Here is a 26,408-nt window from a genome sequence, read left to right on the forward strand (position 1 = left end):
GGCAGACGATGCGGACCCTACCTGCCGAAGTCGTAACTGACGCCGGTCAGTTTTTCCGACAGCTCCCACAGGCCCCGCGCGACGCCTTCGTCCCGGGATGCCCTGGACGAACCCGAGACGCCGGGGTAGCCGCGCAATCCGCCGAACCTGGCCGGTCCGTAGTAGCCACCCGGCTCGACCTCGGTGGTGGCGACGTACAGCGTTGGCAGCGCGCCCATTTCGGCGCTCTGCGCGAGCACCCGGTTACCCAGCCACATCACCCGGTCCTGAATCGACTCGGTGTGCGACTGTAATTCGGTCGAGGCGTAGCCGGGATGCGCGGCGACCGAGATCGTCGGCGAGCCCGCGGCGGTGAGCCTGCGCTGCAGTTCGTAGGCGAACATCAGGTTGGCCAGCTTCGCCTGGCCATAGGCTTGCCAACGCTGGTACTTGCGGCGCTCCCAGTTCAAGTCGTCCAGGTCGATCTTGCCGATCACGTGCGCACCGCTGGCCACGGTGACCACCCGCTGCGAGATCTTGGGCAGCAGTAGGCCGGTCAGCGCGAAATGCCCGAGATAGTTTGTGCCCACCTGCATTTCGAAGCCATCGGCGGTGCGCTGCTCGGGCAGCGCCATCACCCCGGCATTGTTGATCAGCACGTCGGCTCCCGCGGCGGCCGCCGCGAACTCGCGGATCGAGGCCAGGCTCGCCAGATCCAACCGGCGCACGACCGCGCGCTCCCCCAGTTCCGCGGCCACGCGCTCGCCTTTGGCCACGTTCCGGCAAGCCAGCACCACCTGCGCCCCGGCGCGGACGAGCGCCCGTGCCGTGACGGCCCCCAGCCCGCTGTTCGCGCCGGTCACGATGAACGTGCGTCCGGTCTGATCGGGTATATCCGAGGTATCCCACCTGCTCATAGCCGAGAAGTCTAAACAAATTCACGCCCTTTCCCGAGGGTCGCGCGAGCCCCCGCAGCGACGGTCAGAGCCTTCGTAGCAGCACCGACCGCGGTGAGATAGGGTTGCCTAACCTATATGCCGAGATCCTCCATCCGCGCTCGGCTCGAGTTATCTGTGAGGCAAGACCGTGACTTCGACATCCACCACGCATCGCGCGGGCTACGTCGGCTTCCCCACCGAAGCGGCCGACGCCTACCGAGCCGCCGGATACTGGACCGGACGCCCGCTGGCCGACCTGCTGCGCGACACGGCCCGGCGGCATCCGCACCGGCCCGCGCTGCTCGACGCCGAACAGACGCGCAGCTACGCGTGGCTCGACGCGGAGGCCGACCGGATGGCGCACGGGTTGCTCGCACTCGGCATCGCGCCGGGCGACCGGGTGGTGGTGCAGCTGCCGAACGTGCCGGAGTTCTTGACCGTGCTCTTCGGCGCACTACGCGCGGGCATCATTCCGGTGCTGACGCTGCCCGCCCACCGCCGAGCCGAAATCGAGCATCTGGCAGCGCTTTCCGAGGCGGTCGCCTACATCATCGTGGACCGCCTCGGCGACTTCGACTATCGCGAACTGGCCGACACGGTACGGGCGGCGGTGCCGACGCTGCGGCACGTGCTGGTGGTCGGCGAGCCCGGCGCCGGCACCGATCTGGCCTCGGTGCCACGCGCGGGCGAGACGCTGCCGGAGATCGATCCGGGCGATATCGCGCTGATGCTGGTCTCCGGCGGCACCACGGGTCTGCCGAAGCTGATCGCGCGCACCCACGACGACTACGTCTACAACGCCACCGCGAGCGCGGCGATCTGCGAACTCACCGAGGACGATGTCTATCTGGCCACTTTGCCTGCCGCGCACAACTTTCCGCTCGCCTGCCCGGGCATCCTCGGCACCGTGAGCGTGGGCGGCGCGGTGAGCTTCGTCACCGACCCCAGCCCGGAGAACGCCTTCGCGGCGATCGAACGACACCGGGTGACCGTCACGGCCGTGGTTCCACCGCTGGCCCGACTGTGGTGCGCCGCAACCGAATGGGAGGAAGCCGACCTGAGCTCGCTGCGCCTGCTCCAGGTGGGCGGCGCGAAGCTGGCCGAGGTCAACGCGCGCGAGGTGACCCCCGCGCTCGGCGCCACGCTGCAGCAGGTGTTCGGCATGGCGGAGGGCCTGCTCAACTACACCCGGCTCGACGACGACACCGAACTGCTGTGCACCACCCAGGGCCGGGCGCTCTCGCCCGACGACGAGATCCGGGTGGTGGACGCGGACGGCAACGATGTGCCGCCCGGCGCGGAGGGCGAGCTGCTGACCAAGGGCCCCTACACGATTCGCGGCTACTACCGCGCACCCGAGCACAACGCCCGCGCCTTCACCCCCGACGGTTACTACCGCAGCGGCGATCTGGTGCGCCGGCTGCCGAGCGGTCACCTGATCGTCTCCGGACGGATCAAGGACGTGATCAATCGCGGCGGCGAGAACATCTCCTGCGACGAACTCGAGGAGCACCTGCTCGCGTACCCGGCCGTGCGGCACGCCGCCGCGGTCGGCCTGCCCGATCCCACGCTCGGCGAGCAGGTCTGCGTCGTCCTCGTCGTCGACGGCGATATGCCGACCCTGGCGCAGATCAAGACGTTCCTCATCGACCGCGGCCTGGCCACCTACAAACTGCCCGATGTGCTCCGCCGCGCGGACACGCTGCCTGTCACCGCCGTCGGCAAGATCGACAAGAAGGTGCTGCGCGGCCTCGAGGGGTGAGACAGCAAACGGGCAGTACACCTTTCGGTGTACTGCCCGTCTTGTCGTCAGGCGCGCACTACGTAAGGCGCGATGCTGCCGAGCTTTTCGCAGGTTTCCTCGAACTCCCGGTCCGGGCGCGATTGCCCGACGATACCCGCGCCGGCGCGCAGCCAGGCGCCCTCGGTGTTCTGGTACACCGCGCGCAGCACCAGGGTGGCCTCCAGCGCGCCGGTGGGCGAAACCGTCACCACCGCACCGGAATACAGGCCGCGCGCGTCGTGATCGAGCCGGAACACCGAATCGATGCCCTCGCGCTTGGGAATGCCGGAGGCGGTGACCGACGGGAACAGCACCTCGAGCGCGTCCCAGCTGGACCGGTCGGCGGCCAGGCGGCCGCGCACCGTGGAGGCGAGGTGCTGCACGCTGCCGCGCTCGCGCACCACCATGAAATCGGAGACCGCGGGGGTGCCGGGATCGGCCACGGCGGCGATCTCCGCGAACGAGGTGCGCACCGAAATCGCGTGCTCCACGATCTCTTTCGGATCACTGACCAGGTCGGCCCGGGCCGCCATGTCGACCGCCTCGCCACGGCCGAAGGCACGGGTACCGGCCAGCGGCTCCGTGGTCACCACCCGGTTCTCGTCGACCGACGCGACCAGTTCGGGGCTGAAGCCCGCCGCCTCGAGTCCGCCAAGGCGGAGCAGGAACGAGCGTGCGGGGGTGTTGTTCGCCCGGCCGAGCCGGTAGGTCGCGGGCACGTCCACCACGAACGGCAGATCGACCTTCCGGGACAGGATGACCTTCTGATACCGGCCCGCCTGGATCTCGCCGACCGCCTCGGCGACCCGGTCCCGGTAGCCGGTCGGATCGATCCGGACATCGGCGGGATGCGCCTGGGGCAATTCGGATTCCTGCGATTCGGCGATCAGGCTGTGGATATCGCCCGTCTCGGTCGGGGTGGCGCCGGACACCCGGACGCCGTAGGGACCGACCCGGACCTCGATCCGGGGAATCATCAAGTGCGCCACCGTCGTCCGCGGATCCAGGTGCTCGGTCGCCTGGAAGGCCCACGCGCAGAACTCGAATCCGATCCAGCCGTAGGCGTTGCGGCCGGCCAGCGGCAGCGCGCGCAGCGCCGCATCGATGACGGCGCCCGGGCTGCCTTCCCAGGCGCTGGTGGTCGTCTTCCCGTCCCAGGTGACCCGCAGCTCTTCGACATCCAATTCGATGCCGCCGATCGGATCGGCGGCGAAGACCCATTCGCCAGGGCTCTCGTACATGACGTACTCACCGAACCGATCCGCCCCCGCCAGTCGGGACATCGCTGCCGCCGGATCGGTTACATACTCCACCCGCAAGCGTTCGTCCGTGGTCGACAACGATCCTCCAAAAGCTCAAAACTGGCTGACTTGGAGGTAAGGTTAGCATTACCTGATTCAAGAAGAGCTGTGCTGGCGAACACAACCGAGGACCCACGGAAGCCTAGTTCGCCGGTACTGCCAGGGCCGAACGCTCGACGCTCAGCAAACTCTCTGCACTGTGCTCGGCATGGTAGGCGGCGGCACCGCCGCGCAACCCGAACAGTCGCTTCGAGTAGAGCAGCCAGACCACCGCGACGATATTGATCAGCAGCGCGCCGATCCGCAGCGCGGTGATCTTCTCGGTCAACTCGTAGATCTCCAGCGGCAGGAACAGGCTCGTCGCGACCACCGCGAAATACTCGCCCCAGCGCTTCATCAGCCAGAGACCGGTCGCCTCGATCACCTGCAGCCCGGCGTAGACGAAGATCCCGGCCGCCACCCACAACAGGGTCGTGTTCGACAGAGAGAACGCCTCGTCGATCAGGTGCACGATCTTCGAACGGTCGATGTCCCAGCCGAGTTGGTCGGCCAGCGGGCGCAATAACGGGAGGTCCTGGTCGAACGCCGCCCGCATCGTCTCGCGCGAGGACCGGAACTTCAGCACCCCGAACGCGGCGGCCACCAGCACCAGGCCACGCAGCAGTCGTTCGATCGCCAAGGCGCGCATCAGCCAGCGATCGCGCAGCAGTCGCCCGCGCGGCACCTCCGGCGCGTGATCCGCCGGCCCGGACCCCACGGGGTCGCCGGGCACAAAGGTGCCACAGCGCAGGCAGCGCCACGCCACCCCCGCGACGGTGTCGACGCGCAATCGCGCCGCCAGATCCGGCTCATCCGGCTGGTAGGTGTAGTGGCCGTGCCAACCGCACGCGCGCAACGCCCAGTCCATCCGCGCAGCCTAATTCGGCTCGGGGAGATAGCGCCGGACGCGCGCGGCGGTTCGATCCTGGCCAAAGCGAACAAACTTGCGACCTGGCCACGCCGCAGCGACCTATGATCCTGTCCAACACACGTTTCCCGGCCCGCAACAGCTGACTACGTAGGAACATGGGTAACTCACCGGGTACGGGCCGAGCCGAATCCGCTGCTGACCGCCGGGCGCCGACGCAACGGCCGGGGCTCCCGGGGCTGGCTTGAAGCCCCGGGGAGGCGAGACAGCATCTTTTCAGTCGGAGGGAACCGGGTCATGATCGAGCACCGTGGCGGGTCGCCCGCGGATATCCAGCGAGCGTCGGCGCCGGAATCGGTGGTGGCCCTGGTCGACGCGGCGTCCGCGGTGGAACGCGAACTGATCGGGAACTGGCTCAGCGACGGTGGCCTCACCGGTGAGTTCGGCAGCACCGCGCCGGTGACCCAGCTGGATCTGGACGCGGGCGCGATCGCCACCCGGTTGGTCGGCCGGCACGACGACCCGCTCGTGGTCCCGGTGCGGGTGCTCTGGTTGCCGCCGGAACGTGATGGCGTGCGCCGCATCACCTTCGCCGACATGGCCCTGCTCACCAATCCGCGCAAGCCGAACCGGCTCGCGCAGCGCAAACTGGTCGGCCAGCCGAACCGGCACGTGGTGCTCACCGGGCAGCCCGCACTGCTCAGCGAGTTGCGCACGAACAATCCCGAAGCCGCGGCCTTGTTCGCGAAGGGCAGCGCCGAACCGTTCGCGCGCGCCATCGTGCGCGCCGCGGTCGTCGCGTTGGAGCGCGCCGAACGCACCATCATCGGCGACCGCTACAAGGTGCCCCGGCTGGTGGCCGAAGAGATCCTCGACTCACCCGACTTCCTGCGCAGACTCGAACTCATCGCCGACCAGATCGGCGCGAGCCCGCACGAGGTGTACCGCCGCGCGGAAAAGGCGCTCAACGAACTCGTCGCCGCCCAGAGCAGATTGGTCTCCGACCTGTTCACCCAGGCGATGCGGCCGATCCACGCCTCGACCTGGAAGGTGGATTCCGACGATTCCGGCCTGGCCGCGCTGCGCGACCTGAACCGCCGCTTCCCGCTGGTGTTCCTGCCTTCGCACCGTTCCTACGTCGACGCGTTCGTGCTCGGTGATGTGCTGGCCCGCAACGACTTCCCGCCGAACCACGTGATCGGCGGCGCGAACCTCAGCTTCTGGCCGATGGGCCCGATCGCCCGGCGCACCGGAACCGTGTTCATCCGCCGCAGTTTCGGCGACGACGAGGTGTACAAGGCGGTGGTCGAGGAGTATTTCGCCTATCTGCTGGCCAAGCGATTCAATCTGGAGTGGTACTTCGAGGGCGGGCGCACCCGCACCGGCAAGCTGCGGCCGCCGCGCTACGGGCTCCTGAATTACCTTGCCTCGGCGGTGCGTTCGCACCGGGTCGAAGATGTCATGCTGGTTCCGGTGTCGATCACCTATGAGCGGCTGAACGAACTGGGCGCCATCGCCACCGAGCAGGTGGGCGGCAAGAAGAAGCCGGAAGGACTCACCTGGCTGGCACGTTATGTCCGCAGCCAGCAGCATTCGGCCGGGCACGTGTACGTGCGTTTCGGCGAACCGCTGTCGGCGCGGGATCGGCTTGCCGCGCACGGCGATCCGCTCACCACCCCGCCGCTGACCATTCCCCTGCACCGCACCGAGCCCGCGCCCGCGGGGCACACCGAGCTCGGGCAGGGCGAGCCCGACGCACCCGAGATCGCCGAACTGGAGCGCAAAGCCGTGCAGCGGCTGGCGTTCGAGATCGCGGTCGGCATCAACGCGGTCACCCCGGTCACCGTCAACGCACTGGTCACCCTCGCGCTGCTCGGCGTACACGAGCGCGCACTCACCCTCGGCGAGGTGCGCACGGTGCTCGCGCCGGTGCTCGGCTACATCGAGAAGCGCGACCTGCCGCACGGGGAACTCGCCGCGTTGCGCGACGATCAGGGTCTCGCCGTTGTGCTGGAACAACTCTCGCTGGCCAAGGTCGTCACCGTGTATCGCGGCGGACTGGAGCCGGTGTACTCCATCGAGGCGGGCGCGCACCTGGAAGCCGCGTTCTATCGCAACAGCGCGGTGCACTGGTTCGTGCACCGCGCCATCCTCGAACTGTCCATCCTCGCGGCCCTCGACAGCGACGGCGCCGACCAGCTGAGCACCGGCTGGGACGAGGCGTTCCGGCTGCGCGACCTGCTGAAGTTCGAGTTCTTCTTCCCCGAACGCGCCGAGTTCGCCGAACAGATGACCGCCGAGATGCTGCTGCTCGATCCGGAATGGCACAGTCACACCAGGGAGAACACGCTGGGTTCGGAGGTGATGACCAGGCTCACCGACTCCGGATTCATGATGGCGCACCGCGTACTTCGCTCGTTCTTCGACGCGCAGCTGGTGGTCGCCGAACGGCTGGCCGCGCGCGATCCGGAGACCGAGATCGACCGCAAACAGCTCATCGCCGAATGCGTCGCGGTGGGCAAGCAGATGATGCTGCAGCAGCGACTGCACAGCCCCGAATCGGTGTCCACCGAACTGTTCACCAGCGCACTGAAACTCGCGGACAACTACGGCCTGCTGGATCGCGTGTCCGACGATTCGGCCAAGACCAGGGCCGAATTGACCGAGCGCCGCGTGGAATTCGCGGACCGCCTGCGCACCATCGGTACCCGTATCTCGCAGGCCGCCGCCCTCGATCCGTCGAATCGGGCGCTGCGGTGAACCCCACCGTTTCAGGGGATCTGGACGCGGAACTCGCCGCGATCCGGTCCGGACCGCAGGGCGCGCGGATCGCCGCGATCTTCGACTTCGGTGGCACCGTCATCGCCGGTCCGCCGGTGCCGGGCCCGTTGCGGCGACTGTTCCCCGGCCGCGATATCGCGAGCGTGCTGCTGCGCGGCATCCGTGGCGGCACCACCGATGGCGCGTACGGCCGGTGGCTGCACCAGCTCGCCGAAGTGTCGGCGGGTCGGCCCGAGGCGGAACTGGACGAACTCGGGGTGCGGCTGTTCCGCGAGACCACCTACGAGTACCTGTATCCCGAAGCGTGGCAACTGATTCGAACGCATCGAGCCGCAGGGCACACCGTGGTGCTGGCCAGCTCGCTGACCCGCTTCCAGGTGGCGCCCGCGGCGGCGGCGCTCGGTATCGAGCATGTGCTGTGCACGCCGATGGCGGTGCAGGACGGCTTGCTCACCGGCTACGCCGACGGGAAAACGCTGTGGCGCAACGGTAAAGCCGCGGCGGTGCGCGAGTTCGCGGCCGACCACGACCTGGATCTCGAACACAGCTACGGCTACGCGGACAGCGACGCGGACCTGCCGCTGTTGGCGCTGGTCGGGCATCCGGTGGCGGTGAACCCCGACCCGCGACTCACCACGACGGCTGCGGAAAGGCGGTGGCCCGTAGTGCACTTCGCGGCCAGGCGAGCCGCGCGGCCCACGGACTATCTCCGCACCACCGCCGGTTTCGCCGGACTGCTGGGCGGCGCGTTCTACGGTGTCGCGGCGAAATCGGCCACCAAGGACCGGCAGCAGATGGCCGACGCGCTGATGGCGCACGCGGCCGGGAACACCTTGAGCATCACCGGTGTTCAGCTGCGCGTGCTCGGCGCGGAACACGCCCGCTCGCCGCGGCCGGCGGTGTTCCTGTTCAACCATCAGAGCCAGTTCGACATCATCATCGTCCCCGAGGTGCTCGGCGGCGGCGTCACCGGCATCGGCAAGAAGGAGCTGACCCGCAACCCGATCTTCGGACCGCTGATGCGCTTCGTCGGTGTGACGTTCATCGATCGCTCGAGCACCAGTGCGGCCAAAGCCGCCCTCGCGCCGGTAGTCGAGACGTTGCGCAGCGGACTGTCGATCGCCGTCGCGCCCGAGGGAACCCGTTCCTACACACCGGAGGTCGGCCCGTTCAAGAAGGGCGCGTTCCATATCGCGATGCAGGCGGGGGTGCCGGTCATTCCGATCGTCATTCGCAACGCGGGCGAGATCTGCCGGCGCAACGCGATGGTCGCACGCCCGGGCATCGTGGATGTCGCGATCCTCGAACCGATCGACGTCAGCGACTGGGACCCCGCGAAGCTGGACGCCGAGGTAGCCGCGGTCCGTCAACGCTACGTGGACCTGCTGCTGGACTGGCCGCGGCCGGACTGATCGCGCGAACATCATGGGGCCGCAATGCATTCCGCTATGCGGCCTGCCGGGGAGTGATCCAGCCCACTACCGATCGATTTGACCTGAAGAAATGTTCAGGTTTCATGATTGTTCTCAGCACCAAGCACAGCTTCGGATGAGGAGAACATCATGACCATCGCACAATCCACCACAGCGGCCCTGCGCATCCCGGCCGTCAACCGTCCCCTCGCAATCCTCGGCAGCGTCGCGGTCGCGGTCGTCGTCAACCTCGGCGTGTGGCTGCTCGGCCTGGCTGCGGGCGGCTCCTTCGACGTGGTCGAGAAGGGCGTCACGACGCACCTCGGCGTCGGCTCGGTGATCACCTCGTCCGCGGTGCCGCTGTTCATCGGCATGACGCTGGCCGCGCTGGTGTCCTACTTCTGGGCAGGTGTGCTGCGGGTGGCCCAGGTGGTCGGCGGCGTGCTCGCCATCGCGACCATCGGCCTCACCGTCGCCGCCACGTTCGACACCGTGACCACCATCGCGCTCTCGGTCATGCACGTCGTGCTCGCCCCGGTCGTCGTGCTCGGTCTGGAGGCGATGCGCCAAGGTCTGGCACAGCGCTGACCGCCCGCGAACGACGCAGGGCCCCGCATCCGGTGGATGCGGGGCCCTGCTCGATATTCGCGACCTAGACCGAGCGGCCGAAGAGCAGCTTCCACGGCATCAACGCCGACTCCAGCTGCACCTTCAGGCTCATCTTGGACGCACCGAGGGTGCGCTCCTCGAAACGGATCGGCACCTCGGCGATCTCGATGCCCTGTTTGACCGTCCGGTAGTTCATCTCGACCTGGAAGGAGTACCCGTTGCTGCGGATCGTGCCGACCTCGATGGCGCGCAGCGTGTCCGCCTTCCACGCCTTGAAGCCCGCGGTGGCGTCCTTCACGTGCAGCCGCAGGATCAGGTTCACATAGAAGTTGGCCCACGCCGACAGCGCTTTGCGGTACCACTTCCACTCCTCGGCGGTCGAACCGCCGGGCACGTAGCGCGACCCGAGCACGACGCCCGCGTCGGTGGTGGACAGCTTCTCCAGCATGGCCGGAATCACCTCGGCGGGATGCGACAGGTCGGCATCCATCTGGATGACCACGTCCGCGCCCTCGTCCAGCGCACGGGTGATACCGGCGATATAGGCCCGGCCCAGTCCGTCCTTCTCCGTCCGGTGCAGCACGCCCACCACGTTCGGCAGTTCGGCGGCCAGCTTGTCGGCGACCTCACCGGTGCCGTCCGGTGAATTGTCGTCGACCACGAGCACGTGCAGGTCGGGCACCGGCAGCGCGGTCAGCCGCGCCACCGCCACCGGCAGATTTTCCCGCTCGTTGTAGGTCGGCACAACAACGGTAACCCTCAAGGGTCGCCCTCCCTGCTGATCCTGGTCCGGCTCGCAGCCCACGTCAGGACCACCGAGCACTCGTCTGATTCGAGAAAACCGTACTTGATCGTGCTGAAGCGGACCTGAGTGGATATACCTGGACGCCAGGACTTCGCGCCCGTACCGCCAGGTCTCGAGATCACATTCACCGGGCGTTTTCCGTTCCGCCCCGAACCCGCGGAGCTACGGAACGCGCGGGATCACTTGCCGCACACCGGACTAGCCGTGGCGCGTCACGACCGTCGGGTCAGTCGCCGTCGCTCGCGTCGGCCTGTGCATTGCGCGCCTTGACGATCTCCAGTGCCCGTTCCGCGGTCGCCTGATCCGGATACGGACCCATCCGATCCTGGAACCAGCACTGTCGGCCCTTCTCGGCCCGCTTGTGCTTCAAGCAGTAATACCAGCGCTCAGCCATGCCCCCAGCATTCCACCTACGTCGCCGACGTAACAGAATTTCCGAGATCGGCCCCGGCTTGTGAGCGCGTTCACCAAAGGTGCACCAGGGCATCGAACACGAGAACTATGCCGAAGACCACGAAAAGAATGCGCAGCACGCGCGGCACGTGACGAGTCAGGACGCGGACGATGGCGCGGTAGACGAGTCTGGCCCTTGGTGTCCGGCGCAACGACAGCGCGAGCACCAGCAGTGGCGGCAACAGCGCGAGCGCACAGTAGGCGACCACGAGCAGCGGCCACATCGGTGGGTGCCGCGCCGAGATCATGGCCAGACCGGCCAGATACGGGACCGCCGTCGGCGCCTGCGCCAGACCGATCGCCATCCCCACGAAACCGAACAACCACGGCCTTCGACGCAGTGCCGAGGCCCACGCGGGCCGCTCGTTGCGCGTGGTCACCGGGACTCGGCTGAGCGCGATGAGCACCACACCCAGCACCAGCTCGCCCCAATATCGCACCGCCGGTGTGAGTTCGAACGACACCAGCTCGGTCAGGAAGGTGAGGCCGAGCACCGTGCAGATGCCGAACGCCGTGGTGACCGCGAAAACCCCTGCGATGAAACTCAATCCGCCCGGCACCGGAGACCGGCGGCCCAACCGGCTGTCGGCCACCACCGCCGTGGTCAACCCCACCAGCAGCACGTCGAGCGAATCCAGCAACGCGAATCCGGCGAGCGCGAGTAGGAGAGGCACCATGACCGGCCCAGCCTACGGGAGCCGGTGCACCCCGCAGCCGGGCCGCGAGCGGGGCATGCGGCGCGCGTTACGTCACCGCGCGCCCCGCTCGCCGGGACTCAGGGGCAGTTCGGCGGGCCGATATCGCAGGAGATGCGTGCGGAGAGACTGGACAGGTACTTCGCCGAACCGGAGGCGGAGCCCGAGCCGGCACCATCGATCGGCTGCGCCTCGGGTACTGCGCTAGTAGCGGGTTCGAGCGGCAGGCCCGGCGCGGCTGTCGCGGTGCCGGTCCCGGCCAGCGCGGCGAGCGCAATTGAGCCCGCCGCAAGGCAATTCGTCACTATTCGTTGCACCGATACCTTCTTCCTAACAGCGGCGGCGCAATGCGCGTCGCCGTGTTCGCCCAGGTTAGGAAGATCACTCCGGCGCCGGACAGTCCCGAGTTGTCCCGCCACCGGCCTTCGGGCCCACGGTGAACGGGGCAGCGGATCAGGCGATCGGCGGGCCGGACTGCGGACCGATCAGCGGCTCGAAAACGGCGGCGTAGGCCTCGAAGCGAGGCTTCCAGTCGCCGGGTTCCAGGCCCGCGAGCTGATCGAGGCAGGCGTCCCAACCCGCGGCATTGCGGGCCGCGGCGTCCGGCGCCAGTTCGTTGACGAGCACCAGGTGCGTGCCGCTGCCGTGCGGTGCCAGCTCGAAACGCAGGCGCTCGTCGCCCCAGCTGAACGCCAAGAGCTTCGGCTCGTCGACCGCGAGCACCTCGCCGTCGAGCAGCAGTCCGCTCCCGTCAGCGAAATCGAAGCCGATCGTCGCGCCGACCCGCCACACCCCGCCGGTCACCTGCACGTCGCACGGGAACCACGCGCGCAACTGTTCGCGGTCGGTGAGCGCCTGCCACACCACCGGCGGCGGATCTACCAGCTCCCGCTCCAACCGCACCGCGGGTCGTTCGCCGTCGGTCCGCAACTGGGCCTCGGTCATGATCGTCTCCTCCGATCGAGATGCTCTTCGAGTAGATCCAGATGGGTGTTCCACATCAGGCGATACGGGGCCAGCCAATCGTCCAGTTCCACAAGCGGTTCCGGCCTGATCCGGTAGAGCCGGCGCTGCGCGTCGACCCGCACCGCCACCAACCCCGCCTCCTTCAGCACCCGCAGATGCTTGGACACCGCAGGCTGACTGAGCCCCAACTCCGCCACCAACGCCCCCACCGGCGACTCCCCCGCCCGCAACACCTCCAAAATCGCCAGCCGATTGGGTTCGGCCAGCACTTGAAAGACAGTCGCCGCAGTCACCCCTCCATAGTCCTCTTCAGTTATATAACTGTCAAGGCATATAATTGGCGGCAGACCCCATGCGACCCTCTCGAACGTGACGACGCACCCGCCGCCCGGAACCCCTTCAGCGACGGCGGGTTTCGGTCACAACGCCGCGTCGTGTCCCGGCCGACACGCCGCGTCGCGTCCTAGTCGACTGATCACGAGGTAATGGTGGCGGCATCGCCCGAGAGGCTCCCGCCACCATTACCTCCTGATCGACCGACCAGCTGCACTAGCCCAAGCTGACCACCTTGGCCGTGCCGGATATCACGGTGTCGGCGGCGTCGACCAACGCCATCCGCACCTGCACCGTCTGCCCGCGCTGGATCGGCTCCGGCGACCCGTCCACTCCGGCCACCATCACCACCGCCGACTGCTGCTTCCCGTCGCAGACGACGCCGGTCTCCGTCCCCGTAGCCGACGGACTCTCCGCCTGCGGATCCCCCACCATCACCTTGATCCCGACCACCCCCGCCGAAGCCTCACAGCTGTAGTCGGCCCCCACATTCGCCGGCCCCACCCCCGTGATCTCGATGCTGTTGTCGGCCCAGGCCGGTGCCGCGGTCACCCCCAGCACCACCCCCACCGCCCCGACCACACTCACCACAAACGCAGAACGCCGATAGTTCCGAATAGTCACCATGGATCCCATTCCTCCTGAGTAGCGGAAGCAGATCGCGGAACACACTCGAAAACAAGTACGGCCCAAACCGCACCCCCCTCATAATTCCCCACCCCCACCAAAACCAACCAGTACTTCGAAAACTGGCCCCCTGACCGTCCCACCGACGCCCGCTGAAGCACCGCCGCCCGATCCGAAGACGAGATCCAGCGCCCGCGACACGCCACCAACCCAACGCCCACATCCCGGCCCCGTCCAAACCACTTCGGAGCGAACAAGATGGCCCCGCGGAGCCAGCCCACGGACAACCCGACCCGACCACAGGAGCGAGTCCACCGCGCAAGCGGATCGCACGACGAAAAAGCAGAGTCCAGCTGCAAGAGTCCGACGCCGCACACTAGAAGCGAATCCACCTGCAGGAGCGGCCATCCGCGGAAACGAAGTCCGACCACGAGAGCAGGTCCCGAGCACGTGAGCGCGCCCGGCTACGCGGGTGCAGCGACAGGAACGGCCCTGCCAACGGTCCGGCGACAGGAGCGAGGCCCGACTGCGGGAGCGGGTCCGGCTACGGGAGGACAGTCCAGCTACGGGAGCCAGCCCGGCTACGGAAGAACGGTCCAGCTACGGGAGGCGGTCCGGCCGCGGAAGAACGGTCCGGCCGCGGAAGAACGGTCCGACTACGGGAACCGGTCCGGCTACGGAAGCGGGTCCGGCTACGGGAGGACAGTCCGGCTACGGGAGGCGGTCTGGCCGCGGGAGGCGGTCCGGCTACGCGAGGAGGTCCAGCTACGGAGGTCGGTCCAGCTACGGGAGCCCGGGGTCCGGGGGCGAAGCCCTCCGGGCGGGTGTGGGGTTGCACCCCACAAGATACGAACGAAACGAGCCCCACCCGCGCTTTCCGCGGGTAGGGCTCGCCTACGAGTGAAGTGGCCAGGGCCGGGATCGAACCGGCGACCTTCCGCTTTTCAGGCGGACGCTCGTACCAACTGAGCTACCTGGCCGCAGGCACCCGAGTTGAATGCCATACGCGAAACGCCGGATTGCTCCGGCGCTCACTTGCGACCCTGACGGGACTCGAACCCGCGACCTCCGCCGTGACAGGGCGGCGCGCTAACCAACTGCGCCACAGGGCCTTGCTGTGCTTCCAACGATCCGAAGACCGTACCCCCTACGGGATTCGAACCCGCGCTACCGCCTTGAAAGGGCGGCGTCCTAGGCCGCTAGACGAAGGGGGCTCGTCTCCGGATTTCTCCGGAACCGGCTTCAACGGCTGTCCGTTGGGAGCCCGGTTAGCTTATGACAGACCGGACTCGTTAACCAAACCGGCTGGTCAAAGCCCCAAACTGAGCTCTTCGAGGCGGGCTTGGGTGCGCCAGCCGTCGTTGTGGAACTTCTCGGCCCATTCGGGGGTGGCCATGGACTCGATGACGACCTCGAGCGCTTCCTCGAATCGGGTCCGCAGGTCTATCCCGGTGCCGTGGGCGTCGACCAGGTAGCGCTGGCCGGCCAGGGCGGCGACGAGGGTGCGGGTGAACCGATCGGCATCGGCGCCGGGCCGTAGCTGTCCTTGGTCGATGGCGCGGACGGCGAGCGCGCGGGTGGCGCGCCCGAGTATTCGCCCGCCACCGGATTGCACGTCCCGATAGAAGTCGGGTTCGATGATCAACCGGTATTCGGCCTGCACGATGATGTCGTGCTCGAGCCGCAATGCCATCTCGTCGATCATGCCGTGCAGGATGTCGAGGGGTCCGAGATCTGTTCGCGCGAGCCAACGCTCGGCCGAGGCGCGGTAGCGCTCGACCGCCGTCTCCAGGACGGCGCGCGCGAGATCTTCCTTGGAATCGAAATGGAAGTACATGGCGCCCTTGGTGGCACGCGACCCTTCCAATATGCGGTTGAGCGATGCAGCGGCATAGCCGCTCTTCCCGAACTCAACGGCGGCGGACCTGATAATCGCCGCACGTGTCCGGCGGGCCCGCTCTTGCTGCCGTGCCATGCTCGAAACGCCTCCGAAGCCTACTCGCCGCCAAACAGCCACCCCCAAAGGAACGGGCCCTTGGCGCGAAGTTATGAGTTTTATCAATACTTCAAACCGGGTTTTCGCCCAGTTTCAAACTTTCGGTACGAAAACTTGCGAAAAACCTGAAACACACCAGCTGGTATAGTTTTCCTGCCCGGGTGCGCTGCAGGGGGTGCGCACCCGGGCATTTCTTCGTCTCGGATCTGCCTCCTGCGGCGTCGTCTCCAGGGAAGCCACGATCGGCCGGACCGGTCGCGACAGATTCGGGCACATCAGCGATAAGTCGAATTCCGAATCCCCGAACAGGCCGGCGATTCTTCCGGAATTCATCAAGTTGTCACCGTACCCGGAAACCCCATCCGACACGCGGCAAACCGACGAGTCAGGTAACCAACTACTCAGGTTTACTGTTACAGCAAACATTGCGCAACCTGGAGCGGGGCGGCGCATGGGCGCCCAATTCGCCAGCGTCGCAGCAACGTTCACCCGCGTGGACCGACCGGCCGGAACACCGGCGGGCACCCGCAGCCCACCCGCTCACCATCCGGGCCGGCCCCGACGGGCTCGGGGCATGCACCCCCGGCAAATCCAAAGACATTGCTAGCCAACATGATTGGATGGTAGCCAATTCCGGCCACAATGAACAAAGTTGGGTGCCAAATGTTTACCGCCGAGATCGCCCGCCGAGCCCGGCGCGTTACTCGGCGCCGCAACAGCTCTCGATGTCCGGCCCCCACTACTGTCCCGCGCCCGCGATCGGGCGACTGCGCGCGCCCGCCACGCGCGCCGCTCCCCCATTTGGGCCATCCGCGCCGCGCCTACTACACTGCCCACCGCGCCCCTATAGCTCAGTTGGTAGAGCTACGGACTTTTAATCCGCAGGTCGTAGGTTCGAGCCCTACTGGGGGCACACATCGGGCGCCCGGTCACACCGGGCGCCCGCTCTCGTCTGGCGGACCGCGGCAGTGTGACCAACGCGCCCGGCGCGGATACACCGCACTCGCCTCGAGCCGTCCCTTACTGTGAGCGCGACCCGGACAAACCCGGGTCGTCCCTCGACAAGGCGGAGCCGATGACTTCCTTCGATGATTTGCTCTCCCAGGTACCTATCGCCCAGATCGCCGAGAAGCTCGGCGTGGACCAGAACACCGCGACCGCGGCGGTCAGCGCGGCCCTGCCGACACTGCTCGGCGGACTGCAGGCGAACGCGACCAAACCCGAAGGCGCGGCGTCCCTGGTCGACGCGCTGGACAACCACGGGGAACTCGTCGAGGGCGAGGGCACGGTCGACATCGACAAGGTCGACGTGAACGACGGCTCGAAGATCGTCGAGAACGTTTTCGGCACCGAGAAGAACACGGTGATCAGCGCGCTCGGCGCGACCGAGGGCACCGGCGGCAACGACCTGATCGCCAAGCTGATGCCGATCCTCGCCCCGATCGTGCTCGCCTACCTGGCCAAGCAGATGACCGGTGGCGGCGGTGCCGCGGCGCCGCAGCCGCAGACCCAGGCCGGCAACGGCGGTATCGGGGACATCCTCGGCGGTCTGCTCGGCGGCAGCGGTAAGAGTGGCGGCATCGGTGGCGCGATCGGCGAGGCGCTGGCCAAGAACGCCGGTGGCGCACTGGGCAATGTGCTCGGTGGCCTGTTCGGCGGAAAGCGCTGACCACTCGGCGTCTGCACGACACGGCGGCGTGTGCGATGCAGCACGCCGCGCTAACACCGGTCGGCCCGCGGCGATAATCCCCTCGCTGCGGGCCGACGCCATACACTCGGAGGTGGCCACCGAACGCCGACGATGGCGTATGACGTGCATCACGGGGCGTCAACAGGCATTCGGATGCGTTTCGCATCACACCTACGGTGCCGTAAGGTATGGCCGCACGGCATCGGTCTACCTTGGGGGGATGACCTGCACGACCGGACGCACAGACTGAAGGGTTCATACATGGCAAGGGATCTGACTCAACTCGAGCTTCTGACGGAGTTGGAGCCGGTTGCCGAAGAGAACGTCAACCGGCACCTCTCCCTGGCAAAGGAATGGCATCCGCACGACTACGTCCCGTGGGATGAAGGCCGCAATTTCGCCGCACTCGGGGGTATCGACTGGGATCCGGAGCAGTCCCGGCTGAACGAGGTCGCGAAGGCGGCCATGATCACCAATCTGCTGACCGAAGACAACCTTCCGTCGTACCACCGCGAGATCGCCGAGAACTTCTCGCAGGACGGCGCGTGGGGCACCTGGGTCGGTCGGTGGACCGCCGAGGAGAACCGGCACGGCATCGTGATGCGGGACTACCTGGTGGTCACCCGCGGCGTCGACCCGGTCGCGCTCGAAGAAGCGCGAATGATCCACATGACCAACGGCTTCGCCTCCCCCACCGAGGCCGACGCGGGTTTCCTGCACTCGGTCGCGTACGTGACCTTCCAGGAACTGGCCACCCGGGTGAGCCACCGCAACACCGGCAAGGTCTGCGACGACCCGATCGCCGATCGCATGCTGCAGCGCGTCGCGGCCGACGAGAACCTGCACATGATCTTCTACCGCAACATGTGCGGCGCCGCCCTGGACCTGTCGCCGGATCAGGCGATCGAGGCGATCACGTTGATCCTGGAGAACTTCCAGATGCCTGGCGCCGGTATGCCGAACTTCCGCCGCAACGGCGTCCTGATGGCCAAGCACGGCATCTACGACCTGCGCCAGCACCTCGAAGAGGTGGTGCAGCCGGTGCTGAAGAAGTGGAACATCTTCGACCGCACCGATTTCACCGCGCGCGGTGAGGCGGTCCGCGAGCGGCTCGGCCTGTTCCTGGACAAGCTCGGCAAGGACGTGCTCAAGTTCGAGGAGCAGCGCGACCGCATGCTGGCCCGCGAGGCCGCGAAGGCCGAACGCCAGATGGCAAGCACCGCCAGCTGATCCAGCGCAACAGATCTCACGCCGCCGCCCGGATTCCGGGCGGCGGCGCGCTTTTGTCCGGCTAACTCCGCGCACCGCATTTATCGAGTTCGAAGGTTTATTGCGTCGAACATTCTCCACGCCGGCTCACCGACATTCCCGGCTGCGCACATACCCGGCGGTTTCCGCGCGGCCCGCATTCGCGTTGTGACATTGCCCTGGTCAGAAACCCACGCGGTAGTGCACAGGCACCGCAGTGGTATTCGAGGTGCCGCACCGGCCGACTAATCGGCGGAAATGACGGTCGCCTGCTCGCGGTATTTCGGCGGGCGATATCCGCGACGACCCGATGATTTCGCTGCCTGCCCAGCACCGGCACGGACTTGCGCGCGCCCGGCTGCGCGCACTGTTCCGCCGCACCGTGATCGGTCGAATCCGCAGACCGGCAGGGGCGGAAAGGCCGACACTGAGAACAGCGCGCCGCACCTTCGCCCCGGGCGTGCGCAGGCTGGTGCGTGCTCGAACGTTCACGAAAGAGGAAGGCCGGGAACATGACCAGTGCACCGAAGGGCGAGGTCTCGCTCGCCGGAAAGGTCGTCGCGATCAGCGGCGGCGCCCGCGGGATCGGCCGGGCCACCGCGGAGGCGTTTCTCGGCGCGGGTGCCGCGGTGGCGATCGGCGATATCGACGTGGAGCTGGTCGCGAAGACCGCGGCCGAACTCGGCGCCGATCCAGGCGCCACGATCGTCGGCCTGCCGTTGAACGTCACCGACCGCGAATCGTTCGCCGCATTCCTCGACGCGCTCGAAACCGAACTCGGGCCGCTGGATGTGCTGGTCAACAACGCGGGCATCATGCCGACCGGACTGTTCGCCGACGAGGACGAGGCGATGACGGACCGGATCCTCGACATCAACCTGCGCGGCGTGATCCACGGATCCCGGCTGGCCACCCAGCGTTTCCTGGCACGCGGCAGCGGGCACCTCATCAATATCGCGTCGCTGGCCGGGACCCAGGGCTTTCCCGGACTGGCCACCTATTGCGCGACCAAGCACGCCGTGGTGGGTTTCACCGCGGCGCTGCATCTGGAGATGAAGGAGCACGGCGTGCACGTCTCGGCAGTACTGCCGGGCATCGTGCGCACCGAACTGTCCGCGGGCGCGAACATGCCGAACTGGATCGAGCCGATGACCACGGTGGATCCCGCCGATGTCGCGCAGGCGATCGTGCGCACGGTGGCGAAGGAGAAGCCGTTGGTGACGGTGCCGCGCCGGTTGGCCGCGATCATCAAGACCGCGCAGTTGCTGCCCTATCGCGCCCAGCTGGTCGTCGCGCGAATCACCGGGGCGACAACGGCTTACGCGCAGCCCGACCCGGTGGTCCGGGAGCGCTACCACCGTCGGCTGCGCGACCAGTAGCGTTTGCCGGCTCGCGAGAACAGCCGGCCCGCAACCGTTCAGCGTTGACCGGCGGCGCCACGGTAGGAACCGGGCGGGCTGCCGGTCCAGCGGCGGAACGCGCGCCGGAAGGCGCTGGGCTCGGAGAAGCCGAGCCGGGCCGAGAGCGCCTCGACCGTCTCCTCGCCCCGCACCAGGCTGGCCACCGCGGCGTCGCGCAGGATGTCCTCGCGGATCTGGGTGATCGAGGTGGCTTCCTCAGCGAGCTTGCGGCGCACCGTCTGTGGGCTCATAGCCAGCAGCTTGGCCACCTCGTCGGCGCTCGGCCAGCGCTCGCCCGCGCTCCGGTCACCGCGCAGTCCACGGACCAGAATCTGGCGCACCTGCTCGGCCGGCGAATTGCCGTATTCGCGGCGCGAAAGCACATCGGTGGGCGCGTTGCGGGTCCAGGCGATCAGTTCGTCCTCGGTGCGGGTGATCGGCGCCGCGAGCAGGTCACCGGCGAAGGTGAGCGCCGCGATGGGCGCGTCGAAAACGAGCGGGGCGTCGAAGACGAGGGCGTAGTCGTCGAGGTTGCGTGGCCGCGGATAGGGGAATTCGACCTGCCGCAACGGAACTCGGCGGCCGATGCCCCAGGCGATCGTCCGGTGCACCCCGGCGAGCAGGAACGTGGTGAGTAACTCGTTGCCCTCGGCCACTTCCCGGGTGTCGAGGGTGAAGCGTGCGTTCGCGTCGGTGGTGGTCATCGTCATCGGCGGCAGGCCGGGCAGCAGGCGCCGATATTCGAAGAACCGCTCGATCGCCGCGCCGAGGTCCGGGCAACCGATCAGCCCGAAGCCCACCAACCGGATCGATCCGCGCGGCAGCGGTGCCGGGCCGAGACCGAACAATTCGTCGTCGCTGATCCGCCAGAGTTCCCGCACGGTCGTGGCCATCTGATCGACGGTGACCCGGGCGCGATCCTGGGCGAGCAACTCCGGCGCCACCCCGACGCTGCCGAGCAACTGCTCGATGTCCACCCCCTGCCGGGCGGCGGTGGCGACGGCGGCCCGCACGAAGTCGATCGGCACCGTCCTGGCCGTCACCCATACCTCCTGCGTCACCGGTCGAAGCGAACCTATCAGCCCGGATGCGCTGAGCGCGGCGGTCACGGAACGCGCGCAGCGCGGTCATCCCGGCCGCGCGCCCGGGTTCCTAGCGTGGGTTGTCGAGCAACGACCAGGAGGCCGAATGCAGGGACAGCAGACGGACGGGACGGATTTCGACCTCGAGCGGCTCGGTAGCTGGGGCGCGACCGACACCTTCGAGGTGACCCGCGAGCGCGCCATCGCCTATGCCGCCGCGACCAACGATCCGATCGCCGACCACATCGCGGGGATATCCGCGCCACCGGTCTTCGCCGTGGTGCCGGTCACCGCGCTGATGGCCGATGCCGCGATGTCGGTGGTGCCGGACGATCTGATGCTGCGAATTCTGCACGGCGAGCACGATTTCCGCATCCACCGGCCGATCGAGCCGGGCGAGACGCTGGCGGTGCGGGCGCGGCCGATCGGGATCGAGGGCAAGGCGTCGGGGGTCGTCGTCACCGCGCACCTCGAGACGCGCAGCGTCGGCCGCGGCGACCTCGTCAACGAGCAGTATTTCGTGGCCTTCTTCCGCGGCGGCACGTTCGACGGGCGCCGCGGCGAGCCGAGCCCGCCGCACGCCTTCGACGAGCGGTTACGCACCCGGGCACCGGACTGGACCGCGGCGCAGACCTTCGACGCCGACCAGACCTTCCGCTACGCGGAGGCCGCGGGCGATCCGATGCCGATTCACCTCGACGACGATTTCGCCGAGGCGATGGGCCTGCCGGGCATCATCGTGCATGGCCTGTGCACCATCGCGTTCGTCTCGCACGCGCTGCTCACCCGGGTGAGTCCGGATGTTCCGGCCCGGCTGAAAAGGCTTGCGGTGCGGCTGAGTTCACCCGCCCAGCCCGGCCAGACCATCACCACCTCGGCCTGGTCGGCCAGTCGCGGCCGCTACGTCTTCGAAACCCGATCCGACAGCGGCGAGTTCGTCATCCAGGACGGACTCGCCGAGTTCGCGCACGCACAAGAGGAAACGACATGACCAACAGAGTCTTCGTCATCGGCGTCGGCATGACGAAGTTCGAGAAGCCGGGCCGCCGCGAAGGGTGGGACTACCCGGCGATGGCACGGGAGGCGGGCGAGCACGCGCTGGCGGATGCCGGCATTCGCTACGACCAGGTGGCCGAGGCGTACGTCGGCTACGTCTACGGCGACTCGACCAGCGGACAGCGCGCCATCTACGAGCTCGGGCTCACCGGCCTGCCGGTGGTCAACGTCAACAACAACTGCTCCACCGGTTCCTCGGCACTGTTCTTGGCGGCCAAGGCGATTCGCGGCGGCGAGGCCGACTGTGCCATGGCGCTCGGCTTCGAGAAGATGCAATCGGGTTCGCTGGAGGCGGGTTTCACCGATCGGGAACAGCCGCTGCTGCGCCACATCGAGGCGCTGGCGCAGCTGCGGGACTTCGCGATGCCGGTGGCGCCGTGGATGTTCGGCGCGGCCGGCGTCGAACACATGGAGCGATACGGCTCCACCCGAACACATTTCGCGAAGATCGCGGAGAAGAACCACCGGCACTCCGCGAACAACCCGTACGCGCAGTTCCAGAACGTGTACACGCTCGACGAGATCGCCGCGGCCAAGATGGTCTATGAGCCGCTCGGGCTGACCAGATTGCAGTGTTCGCCGACCTCCGACGGTGCCGGGGCGGCGGTGCTCGCGAGCGAACGCTTCGTCGAGGAGCACGATCTCGGCGCCCGCGCGGTCGAGATCGTCGGGCAGGCCATGGTGACCGACCTCGAATCCAGCTTCGCCACGAAGACGGCACGGTCGCTGGTGGGCGTCGACATGACCGCCGCCGCGGCCCGAAAGGTTTACGCGCAGGCGGATATCGGGCCCGACGATCTCGACGTGATCGAGTTGCACGACTGCTTCTCCCCCAACGAGTTGCTCACCTACGAGGCGCTCGGCCTGTGCGGCGAGGGTGAGGGGCACAAGCTGGTGGACGCCGCCGACACGACCTACGGCGGTCGCTGGGTGGTCAATCCCTCGGGTGGGCTCATCTCCAAGGGGCATCCGCTCGGCGCCACCGGACTCGCGCAATGCGCCGAACTCACCTGGCAGCTGCGCGGCGACGCGGCGGCCAGACAGGTCGCGGGCGCGAAAGTCGCTCTCGCACACAACATCGGCCTCGGCGGCGCCGCCATCGTCACCGCCTATCGGCCTGCCGACCGCTGAAAGGACGTACCCACCAATGGCACTTGCCAAGGTATCCAAGGAGTTTCCCGTCGCACCGGGCCGGGTGTGGACGGTGCTGACCGACCCGCACCGCTTCGAGGAGTGGCTGACGGTGCACACCAAATGGAAAGAGCTGCCGCCCGCACAGCTGTCCGCGGGCGCGACCATGACCGAGGTGCTCTCCATCATGGGGATGGCCAACACCATCACCTTCACCGTCGTCGACTACGACGCCCCCACCACCACGAAGTTCTCCGGCACCGGCATGGCGGGTGCGCAGATCAGCTTCACGCTGACCGTGACGCCCCAGGGCGACAACAACTCTCTGGTCACCATCGACGCCGAGTTCATCAGCCAGATGATGGTCGGCGCGATCGGCGGCGCGATCGAACGCGCCTCGACCCGGGAACTCGACGCCTCGCTCACCAACCTCGCCGGCCTGCTCGCCTGACCGGATCACCCGCATCGAAAGGAACGACATGGGTTCGCTGGACGGACGCGTCGCGATCGTCACCGGCGCGGGCCGCGGCATCGGCCGCGCGCACGCGCTGCTGCTGGCCGCGGAAGGCGCCGCCGTCGTGGTCAACGACCTCGGCGGCAACAACGAGGGCATCGGCGCCGACGCCGGTCCCGCGCAACAGGTGGTCGACGAGGTCGTCGCGGCGGGCGGTCGCGCCGTCGCCGACACCGCGAACATCGCCGACTGGGCGGGCGCGAAAGCCCTTGTGGACCAGGCGATCAGCACCTTCGGCGGATTGGACGTACTGGTCAACAACGCGGGCATCCTGCGCGACGCGTTCATCGCCGCGATGGACGAGACGCAGTGGGACGCGGTGCTCGCGGTGCATCTGAAGGGGCACTTCGCGGTGTTGCACCACGCCGCCGCGTACTGGAAGGCGGAGTCGAAGGCGGGCCGGCCGGTCGCCGCGTCCGTGATCAACACCGCCTCGGCCTCGGGCACCTTCATGCCGAACCCCGGCCAGGCCAACTACGGCGCGGCCAAGGCGGGCATCGCCGCGCTGACCCAGGTCGCCGCGCTCGAGCTGGAGCGATACGGCGTGCGCGCCAACGCGATCGCGCCCGTCGCCCGCACCCGGCTCACCCTGGCCACGCCGGGCATGGGCGCGATGTTCGCCGAGGAGGTGCCCGCGGGCGAGTTCGATGCCTTTGCGCCGGAGAACATCTCACCCATCGTCGCGTACCTGGCCCAGGAGAAGTGCCCGATCACCGGCAAGGTCTTCGCGGTGCAGGGCGGCGCCATCTCGGTGCTCGCCGGCTGGACCGCCGCCGCGACCATCGAGACGGGCGGGCCGTGGGAACTCGCCGATCTGGCCGACCGGCTGCCGGATCTCGGCTGATCGGGCGTGCGCGTCCGCCGGGCAGCGACCGGCGGGCGCGCACGACTGTGACATGGGGCACAGCCGAGTTCTGCGGTCACTCGCCGACGCCGGGCGCGGGGCCCGCAGCACCCGACCCGAGCAGCGAAAACGACCCGACCAGGCCGCTCACGTGCGGAAATGAGACACTGGACGGCGTGACGATGACTACCGAGGCGACGAGCGCACTGCGGATCGGGCCGTATCCGGTCGATCCGGCGGTGGTGCTCGCGCCGATGGCGGGCATCACGAATCTGGCGTTCCGCAAGCTGTGCCGCGAATTCGGTAGCCCGACCTCGATCTATGTCTGCGAGATGATCACCGCCAGGGCGGTGGTCGAGCGCAACGAGAAGACGCTGGACATGATGTCCTTCGACGCGGACGAGTCGCCGCGCTCGATGCAGCTCTACGGCGTGGACCCGGCCACCCTCGGCGAGGCCGTGCGAATCATCGTCGGCGAGGGCTGGGCCGATCACATCGACATGAACTTCGGTTGCCCGGTGCCCAAGGTCACCCGGCTCGGCGGCGGGGCCGCCCTGCCGTACAAGCGCGCGCTGTTCAGCCGGATCGTGCAGGCCATGGTGCGCGCCGCCGAGCCGGCGGGCGTGCCGGTGACGGTGAAGTTCCGGATCGGCATCGACGACGAGCACCTGACCTACCTGGACGCCGGGCGGATCGCCGAGGCCGAGGGGGCGAAAGCGGTTGCGCTGCACGCCAGGACCGCCGCACAACGCTACTCCGGCCAGGCCGACTGGACGGCCATCGCCCGGCTGAAGGAAGCGGTCACCACGATTCCGGTGCTCGGCAACGGCGATATCTTCTCCGCTGCCGACGCGGTACGCATGATGGACGAAACCGGCTGCGACGGTGTGGTAGTCGGTCGCGGCTGCCTCGGACGCCCGTGGTTGTTCGCAGAGCTGCAGGCCGCGCTGCGCGGCGAGCCGCTGCCCGAGGCGCCGAACCTGGGCCGGGTCGGCGAGGTGCTGTACCGGCACGGTGCGCTGCTCTCGGAACACCTCGGCGAGGACAAAGCGATGCGCGACCTGCGCAAGCACATGGCCTGGTACCTGATGGGCTTCCCGGTCGGCGCCGACCTGCGCCGCGCCTTCGCCACCGTATCGCGGCTCACCGAGCTGGAAGACCTTGTGGGCCAGCTCGATCCGGCGGCCCCGTTCCCGAAGGACGCCGAGGGCCCGCGCGGTAGACAGGGCTCCCCCGGCAAAGTCGCGCTGCCCCATGGCTGGTTGGACGATCCGGAGGATCCCGCGGTCCCGCACGGTGCCGACGTGATGCACAGCGGTGGCTGAACCCGCCTGAACAGGGCGAGCAGACCCGCGAGAGGCCACGCGCAGCCCGCTGCGGACAAGCGAAGAGACACAACGGAAGTAGACAAAGGCCGGCCGGTCGGGCTAAATCGTGATACTCCCGACGGGGAGCCTGTTTCGCACTCGGGTGGCCCGCTGTGGCGGAATCGTTATCATTGCGGAATCGGTCAAGCCGGTCGAGTACGGCCCGAGGCGGCGACGTAGACGAAAAGCGAGGTTCGTTGGTGGGTGACGATCGGCACGGGCGTTCGCCACGGCCCGGAGATCGCGCCCCGTGGGAGCGCTATCCCACGGCGGATGACACCGAACGCGACGGTTCGCGGACCTCGCGGCGATCCCGGCATACCGACGCCTCCGCCGATCCCGGCGCCGCCCCGCTCACCGTGCAGGATCTGGTCGAGAAGGTCGACAACGAACGCACCGGCCGCCGGCGGCGACCCGCGCAGGCCCCCGCGGCGCCGAGTCCCGACAACCGGCGCACGCCGCCCGCGGACCCGACCGTGCAGCGCCAGGCC

24 protein-coding genes, 4 tRNA genes and 1 pseudogene are annotated in these 26,408 nt (G+C 68.0%); 14 read left to right on the forward strand and 15 right to left on the reverse strand.

The genetic code is table 11. From position 1 onward, the window contains the following. Positions 1 to 17: 17 nt before the first annotated feature. Positions 18 to 896, reverse strand: a complete 879-nt coding sequence (locus tag TY25_RS01920; protein ID WP_042253606.1) for an oxidoreductase — start codon at positions 894 to 896, stop codon at positions 18 to 20. A 169-nt stretch (positions 897 to 1,065) separates the two neighbouring features. Between TY25_RS01920 and TY25_RS01925 the strand changes: the two genes are divergently transcribed. Then, positions 1,066 to 2,679 carry a (2,3-dihydroxybenzoyl)adenylate synthase gene (locus tag TY25_RS01925; RefSeq protein ID WP_042253607.1) on the forward strand — a complete coding sequence of 538 codons (1,614 nt, stop codon included), beginning with the start codon at positions 1,066 to 1,068 and terminating at the stop codon, positions 2,677 to 2,679. 47 nt (positions 2,680 to 2,726) lie between these two features. Here the strand turns inward: TY25_RS01925 and nbtS are convergent, their stop codons facing one another. Continuing rightward, positions 2,727 to 4,040 carry a nocobactin biosynthesis salicylate synthase NbtS gene (gene nbtS, locus TY25_RS01930; RefSeq protein WP_042253609.1) on the reverse strand — a complete coding sequence of 438 codons (1,314 nt, stop codon included), beginning with the start codon at positions 4,038 to 4,040 and terminating at the stop codon, positions 2,727 to 2,729. Between the two features lie 103 nt (positions 4,041 to 4,143). Next, a complete protein-coding gene (locus TY25_RS01935; protein ID WP_042253610.1) occupies positions 4,144 to 4,908 on the reverse strand; it encodes a DUF2127 domain-containing protein in 765 nt (254 codons plus the stop codon). 297 nt (positions 4,909 to 5,205) lie between these two features. Between TY25_RS01935 and TY25_RS01940 the strand changes: the two genes are divergently transcribed. The 3 genes from TY25_RS01940 to TY25_RS01950 all read left to right on the forward strand — a co-directional run bounded on the left by TY25_RS01940 (position 5,206) and on the right by TY25_RS01950 (position 9,689). Next, the gene (locus TY25_RS01940) at positions 5,206 to 7,668 is read left to right on the forward strand and encodes a glycerol-3-phosphate 1-O-acyltransferase (protein WP_081868621.1); all 2,463 of its coding nucleotides are present in this window, start codon (positions 5,206 to 5,208) and stop codon (positions 7,666 to 7,668) included. Continuing rightward, positions 7,665 to 9,101 carry an HAD-IB family hydrolase gene (locus tag TY25_RS01945; protein WP_052382739.1) on the forward strand — a complete coding sequence of 479 codons (1,437 nt, stop codon included), beginning with the start codon at positions 7,665 to 7,667 and terminating at the stop codon, positions 9,099 to 9,101. The genes TY25_RS01940 and TY25_RS01945 overlap by 4 nt, the downstream gene beginning before the upstream one ends. 150 nt (positions 9,102 to 9,251) lie before the next feature. Continuing rightward, complete coding sequence (locus tag TY25_RS01950; RefSeq protein ID WP_042253611.1) at positions 9,252 to 9,689, forward strand: DUF6069 family protein; 438 nt, start codon at positions 9,252 to 9,254, stop codon at positions 9,687 to 9,689. Between the two features lie 64 nt (positions 9,690 to 9,753). Here the strand turns inward: TY25_RS01950 and TY25_RS01955 are convergent, their stop codons facing one another. The 11 genes from TY25_RS01955 to TY25_RS01995 form a co-directional block, all read right to left on the reverse strand. Next, on the reverse strand, positions 9,754 to 10,455 hold the full coding sequence (locus tag TY25_RS01955; RefSeq protein ID WP_029900408.1) for a polyprenol monophosphomannose synthase: 702 nt from the start codon (positions 10,453 to 10,455) through the stop codon (positions 9,754 to 9,756). 286 nt (positions 10,456 to 10,741) lie between these two features. Beyond that, positions 10,742 to 10,909: a hypothetical protein gene (locus TY25_RS43335; RefSeq protein WP_014981515.1), complete on the reverse strand. Its 168-nt coding sequence runs from the start codon at positions 10,907 to 10,909 to the stop codon at positions 10,742 to 10,744. A 70-nt stretch (positions 10,910 to 10,979) separates the two neighbouring features. Continuing rightward, the gene (locus TY25_RS01960) at positions 10,980 to 11,645 is read right to left on the reverse strand and encodes a GAP family protein (RefSeq protein WP_042253612.1); all 666 of its coding nucleotides are present in this window, start codon (positions 11,643 to 11,645) and stop codon (positions 10,980 to 10,982) included. Between the two features lie 98 nt (positions 11,646 to 11,743). Next, on the reverse strand, positions 11,744 to 11,980 hold the full coding sequence (locus tag TY25_RS42350; RefSeq protein WP_146154098.1) for a hypothetical protein: 237 nt from the start codon (positions 11,978 to 11,980) through the stop codon (positions 11,744 to 11,746). A 136-nt stretch (positions 11,981 to 12,116) separates the two neighbouring features. Beyond that, complete coding sequence (locus TY25_RS01965) at positions 12,117 to 12,608, reverse strand: SRPBCC domain-containing protein (protein WP_042253613.1); 492 nt, start codon at positions 12,606 to 12,608, stop codon at positions 12,117 to 12,119. Then, complete coding sequence (locus tag TY25_RS01970) at positions 12,605 to 12,922, reverse strand: ArsR/SmtB family transcription factor (protein WP_042253614.1); 318 nt, start codon at positions 12,920 to 12,922, stop codon at positions 12,605 to 12,607. The genes TY25_RS01965 and TY25_RS01970 overlap by 4 nt, the downstream gene beginning before the upstream one ends. A 256-nt stretch (positions 12,923 to 13,178) precedes the next feature. Continuing rightward, positions 13,179 to 13,589 carry a hypothetical protein gene (locus TY25_RS01975; protein WP_146154099.1) on the reverse strand — a complete coding sequence of 137 codons (411 nt, stop codon included), beginning with the start codon at positions 13,587 to 13,589 and terminating at the stop codon, positions 13,179 to 13,181. Positions 13,590 to 14,495: 906 nt separating this feature from the next. Next, a tRNA-Phe gene (locus tag TY25_RS01980) sits at positions 14,496 to 14,569 on the reverse strand. Between the two features lie 58 nt (positions 14,570 to 14,627). Further along, positions 14,628 to 14,701 (reverse strand) — tRNA-Asp (locus TY25_RS01985). Between the two features lie 29 nt (positions 14,702 to 14,730). Beyond that, positions 14,731 to 14,803, reverse strand: a tRNA-Glu gene (locus TY25_RS01990). A 95-nt stretch (positions 14,804 to 14,898) separates the two neighbouring features. Beyond that, the gene (locus TY25_RS01995; protein ID WP_029901157.1) at positions 14,899 to 15,564 is read right to left on the reverse strand and encodes a TetR family transcriptional regulator; all 666 of its coding nucleotides are present in this window, start codon (positions 15,562 to 15,564) and stop codon (positions 14,899 to 14,901) included. Positions 15,565 to 16,425: 861 nt separating this feature from the next. Here TY25_RS01995 and TY25_RS02000 point away from each other — a divergent pair. From TY25_RS02000 to TY25_RS02015, 4 genes are all read left to right on the forward strand, one after another. Beyond that, positions 16,426 to 16,498: transfer RNA gene (locus TY25_RS02000), tRNA-Lys, on the forward strand. Between the two features lie 162 nt (positions 16,499 to 16,660). Continuing rightward, positions 16,661 to 17,254 carry a DUF937 domain-containing protein gene (locus TY25_RS02005; protein WP_042253618.1) on the forward strand — a complete coding sequence of 198 codons (594 nt, stop codon included), beginning with the start codon at positions 16,661 to 16,663 and terminating at the stop codon, positions 17,252 to 17,254. Positions 17,255 to 17,536: 282 nt separating this feature from the next. After that, the gene (locus tag TY25_RS02010) at positions 17,537 to 18,505 is read left to right on the forward strand and encodes an acyl-ACP desaturase (RefSeq protein ID WP_014981508.1); all 969 of its coding nucleotides are present in this window, start codon (positions 17,537 to 17,539) and stop codon (positions 18,503 to 18,505) included. Between the two features lie 530 nt (positions 18,506 to 19,035). Then, on the forward strand, positions 19,036 to 19,902 hold the full coding sequence (locus TY25_RS02015; RefSeq protein WP_042253619.1) for an SDR family oxidoreductase: 867 nt from the start codon (positions 19,036 to 19,038) through the stop codon (positions 19,900 to 19,902). 38 nt (positions 19,903 to 19,940) lie between these two features. On the opposite strand, the gene TY25_RS02020 is transcribed toward TY25_RS02015, so the two are convergent. Continuing rightward, the gene (locus TY25_RS02020; protein ID WP_162184178.1) at positions 19,941 to 20,984 is read right to left on the reverse strand and encodes an AraC family transcriptional regulator; all 1,044 of its coding nucleotides are present in this window, start codon (positions 20,982 to 20,984) and stop codon (positions 19,941 to 19,943) included. A 127-nt stretch (positions 20,985 to 21,111) separates the two neighbouring features. On the opposite strand from TY25_RS02020, the gene TY25_RS02025 reads away from it, so the two are divergent. The 6 genes and pseudogenes from TY25_RS02025 to TY25_RS02050 all read left to right on the forward strand — a co-directional run. Continuing rightward, on the forward strand, positions 21,112 to 21,996 hold the full coding sequence (locus TY25_RS02025) for a MaoC/PaaZ C-terminal domain-containing protein (RefSeq protein ID WP_042253653.1): 885 nt from the start codon (positions 21,112 to 21,114) through the stop codon (positions 21,994 to 21,996). Further along, entirely contained in the window at positions 21,993 to 23,192 is a 1,200-nt protein-coding gene (locus TY25_RS02030; protein WP_042253622.1) for a lipid-transfer protein, read from the forward strand. The genes TY25_RS02025 and TY25_RS02030 overlap by 4 nt, the downstream gene beginning before the upstream one ends. A 16-nt stretch (positions 23,193 to 23,208) precedes the next feature. After that, a complete protein-coding gene (locus TY25_RS02035; RefSeq protein WP_042253624.1) occupies positions 23,209 to 23,643 on the forward strand; it encodes a type II toxin-antitoxin system Rv0910 family toxin in 435 nt (144 codons plus the stop codon). 28 nt (positions 23,644 to 23,671) lie between these two features. Next, positions 23,672 to 24,550 (forward strand): SDR family oxidoreductase, encoded by an 879-nt coding sequence (locus TY25_RS02040; protein ID WP_042253626.1) that lies wholly within the window; start codon positions 23,672 to 23,674, stop codon positions 24,548 to 24,550. A 182-nt stretch (positions 24,551 to 24,732) separates the two neighbouring features. Further along, a complete protein-coding gene (gene dusB / locus TY25_RS02045; protein WP_042253654.1) occupies positions 24,733 to 25,875 on the forward strand; it encodes a tRNA dihydrouridine synthase DusB in 1,143 nt (380 codons plus the stop codon). Positions 25,876 to 26,117: 242 nt separating this feature from the next. Beyond that, a pseudogene (locus TY25_RS02050) lies at positions 26,118 to 26,408 on the forward strand (LCP family protein); the annotation flags it as partial.

Source organism: Nocardia brasiliensis NBRC 14402 (assembly GCF_000308475.2).
GTDB lineage: Bacteria > Actinomycetota > Actinomycetes > Mycobacteriales > Mycobacteriaceae > Nocardia > Nocardia brasiliensis.

Coding starts and splice junctions, on each gene's coding strand:
- TY25_RS01920 (WP_042253606.1), bottom strand. CDS start 896: ATGAGCAGGTGGGATACCTCGGATATACCCGATCAGACCGGACGCACG.
- TY25_RS01935 (WP_042253610.1), bottom strand. CDS start 4,908: ATGGACTGGGCGTTGCGCGCGTGCGGTTGGCACGGCCACTACACCTAC.
- TY25_RS01940 (WP_081868621.1), top strand. CDS start 5,206: ATGATCGAGCACCGTGGCGGGTCGCCCGCGGATATCCAGCGAGCGTCG.
- TY25_RS01950 (WP_042253611.1), top strand. CDS start 9,252: ATGACCATCGCACAATCCACCACAGCGGCCCTGCGCATCCCGGCCGTC.
- TY25_RS43335 (WP_014981515.1), bottom strand. CDS start 10,909: ATGGCTGAGCGCTGGTATTACTGCTTGAAGCACAAGCGGGCCGAGAAG.
- TY25_RS01960 (WP_042253612.1), bottom strand. CDS start 11,645: ATGGTGCCTCTCCTACTCGCGCTCGCCGGATTCGCGTTGCTGGATTCG.
- TY25_RS01965 (WP_042253613.1), bottom strand. CDS start 12,608: ATGACCGAGGCCCAGTTGCGGACCGACGGCGAACGACCCGCGGTGCGG.
- TY25_RS01975 (WP_146154099.1), bottom strand. CDS start 13,589: ATGGTGACTATTCGGAACTATCGGCGTTCTGCGTTTGTGGTGAGTGTG.
- TY25_RS01995 (WP_029901157.1), bottom strand. CDS start 15,564: ATGGCACGGCAGCAAGAGCGGGCCCGCCGGACACGTGCGGCGATTATC.
- TY25_RS02005 (WP_042253618.1), top strand. CDS start 16,661: ATGACTTCCTTCGATGATTTGCTCTCCCAGGTACCTATCGCCCAGATC.
- TY25_RS02010 (WP_014981508.1), top strand. CDS start 17,537: ATGGCAAGGGATCTGACTCAACTCGAGCTTCTGACGGAGTTGGAGCCG.
- TY25_RS02015 (WP_042253619.1), top strand. CDS start 19,036: ATGACCAGTGCACCGAAGGGCGAGGTCTCGCTCGCCGGAAAGGTCGTC.
- TY25_RS02025 (WP_042253653.1), top strand. CDS start 21,112: ATGCAGGGACAGCAGACGGACGGGACGGATTTCGACCTCGAGCGGCTC.
- TY25_RS02030 (WP_042253622.1), top strand. CDS start 21,993: ATGACCAACAGAGTCTTCGTCATCGGCGTCGGCATGACGAAGTTCGAG.
- TY25_RS02035 (WP_042253624.1), top strand. CDS start 23,209: ATGGCACTTGCCAAGGTATCCAAGGAGTTTCCCGTCGCACCGGGCCGG.
- TY25_RS02040 (WP_042253626.1), top strand. CDS start 23,672: ATGGGTTCGCTGGACGGACGCGTCGCGATCGTCACCGGCGCGGGCCGC.
- dusB (WP_042253654.1), top strand. CDS start 24,733: ATGACTACCGAGGCGACGAGCGCACTGCGGATCGGGCCGTATCCGGTC.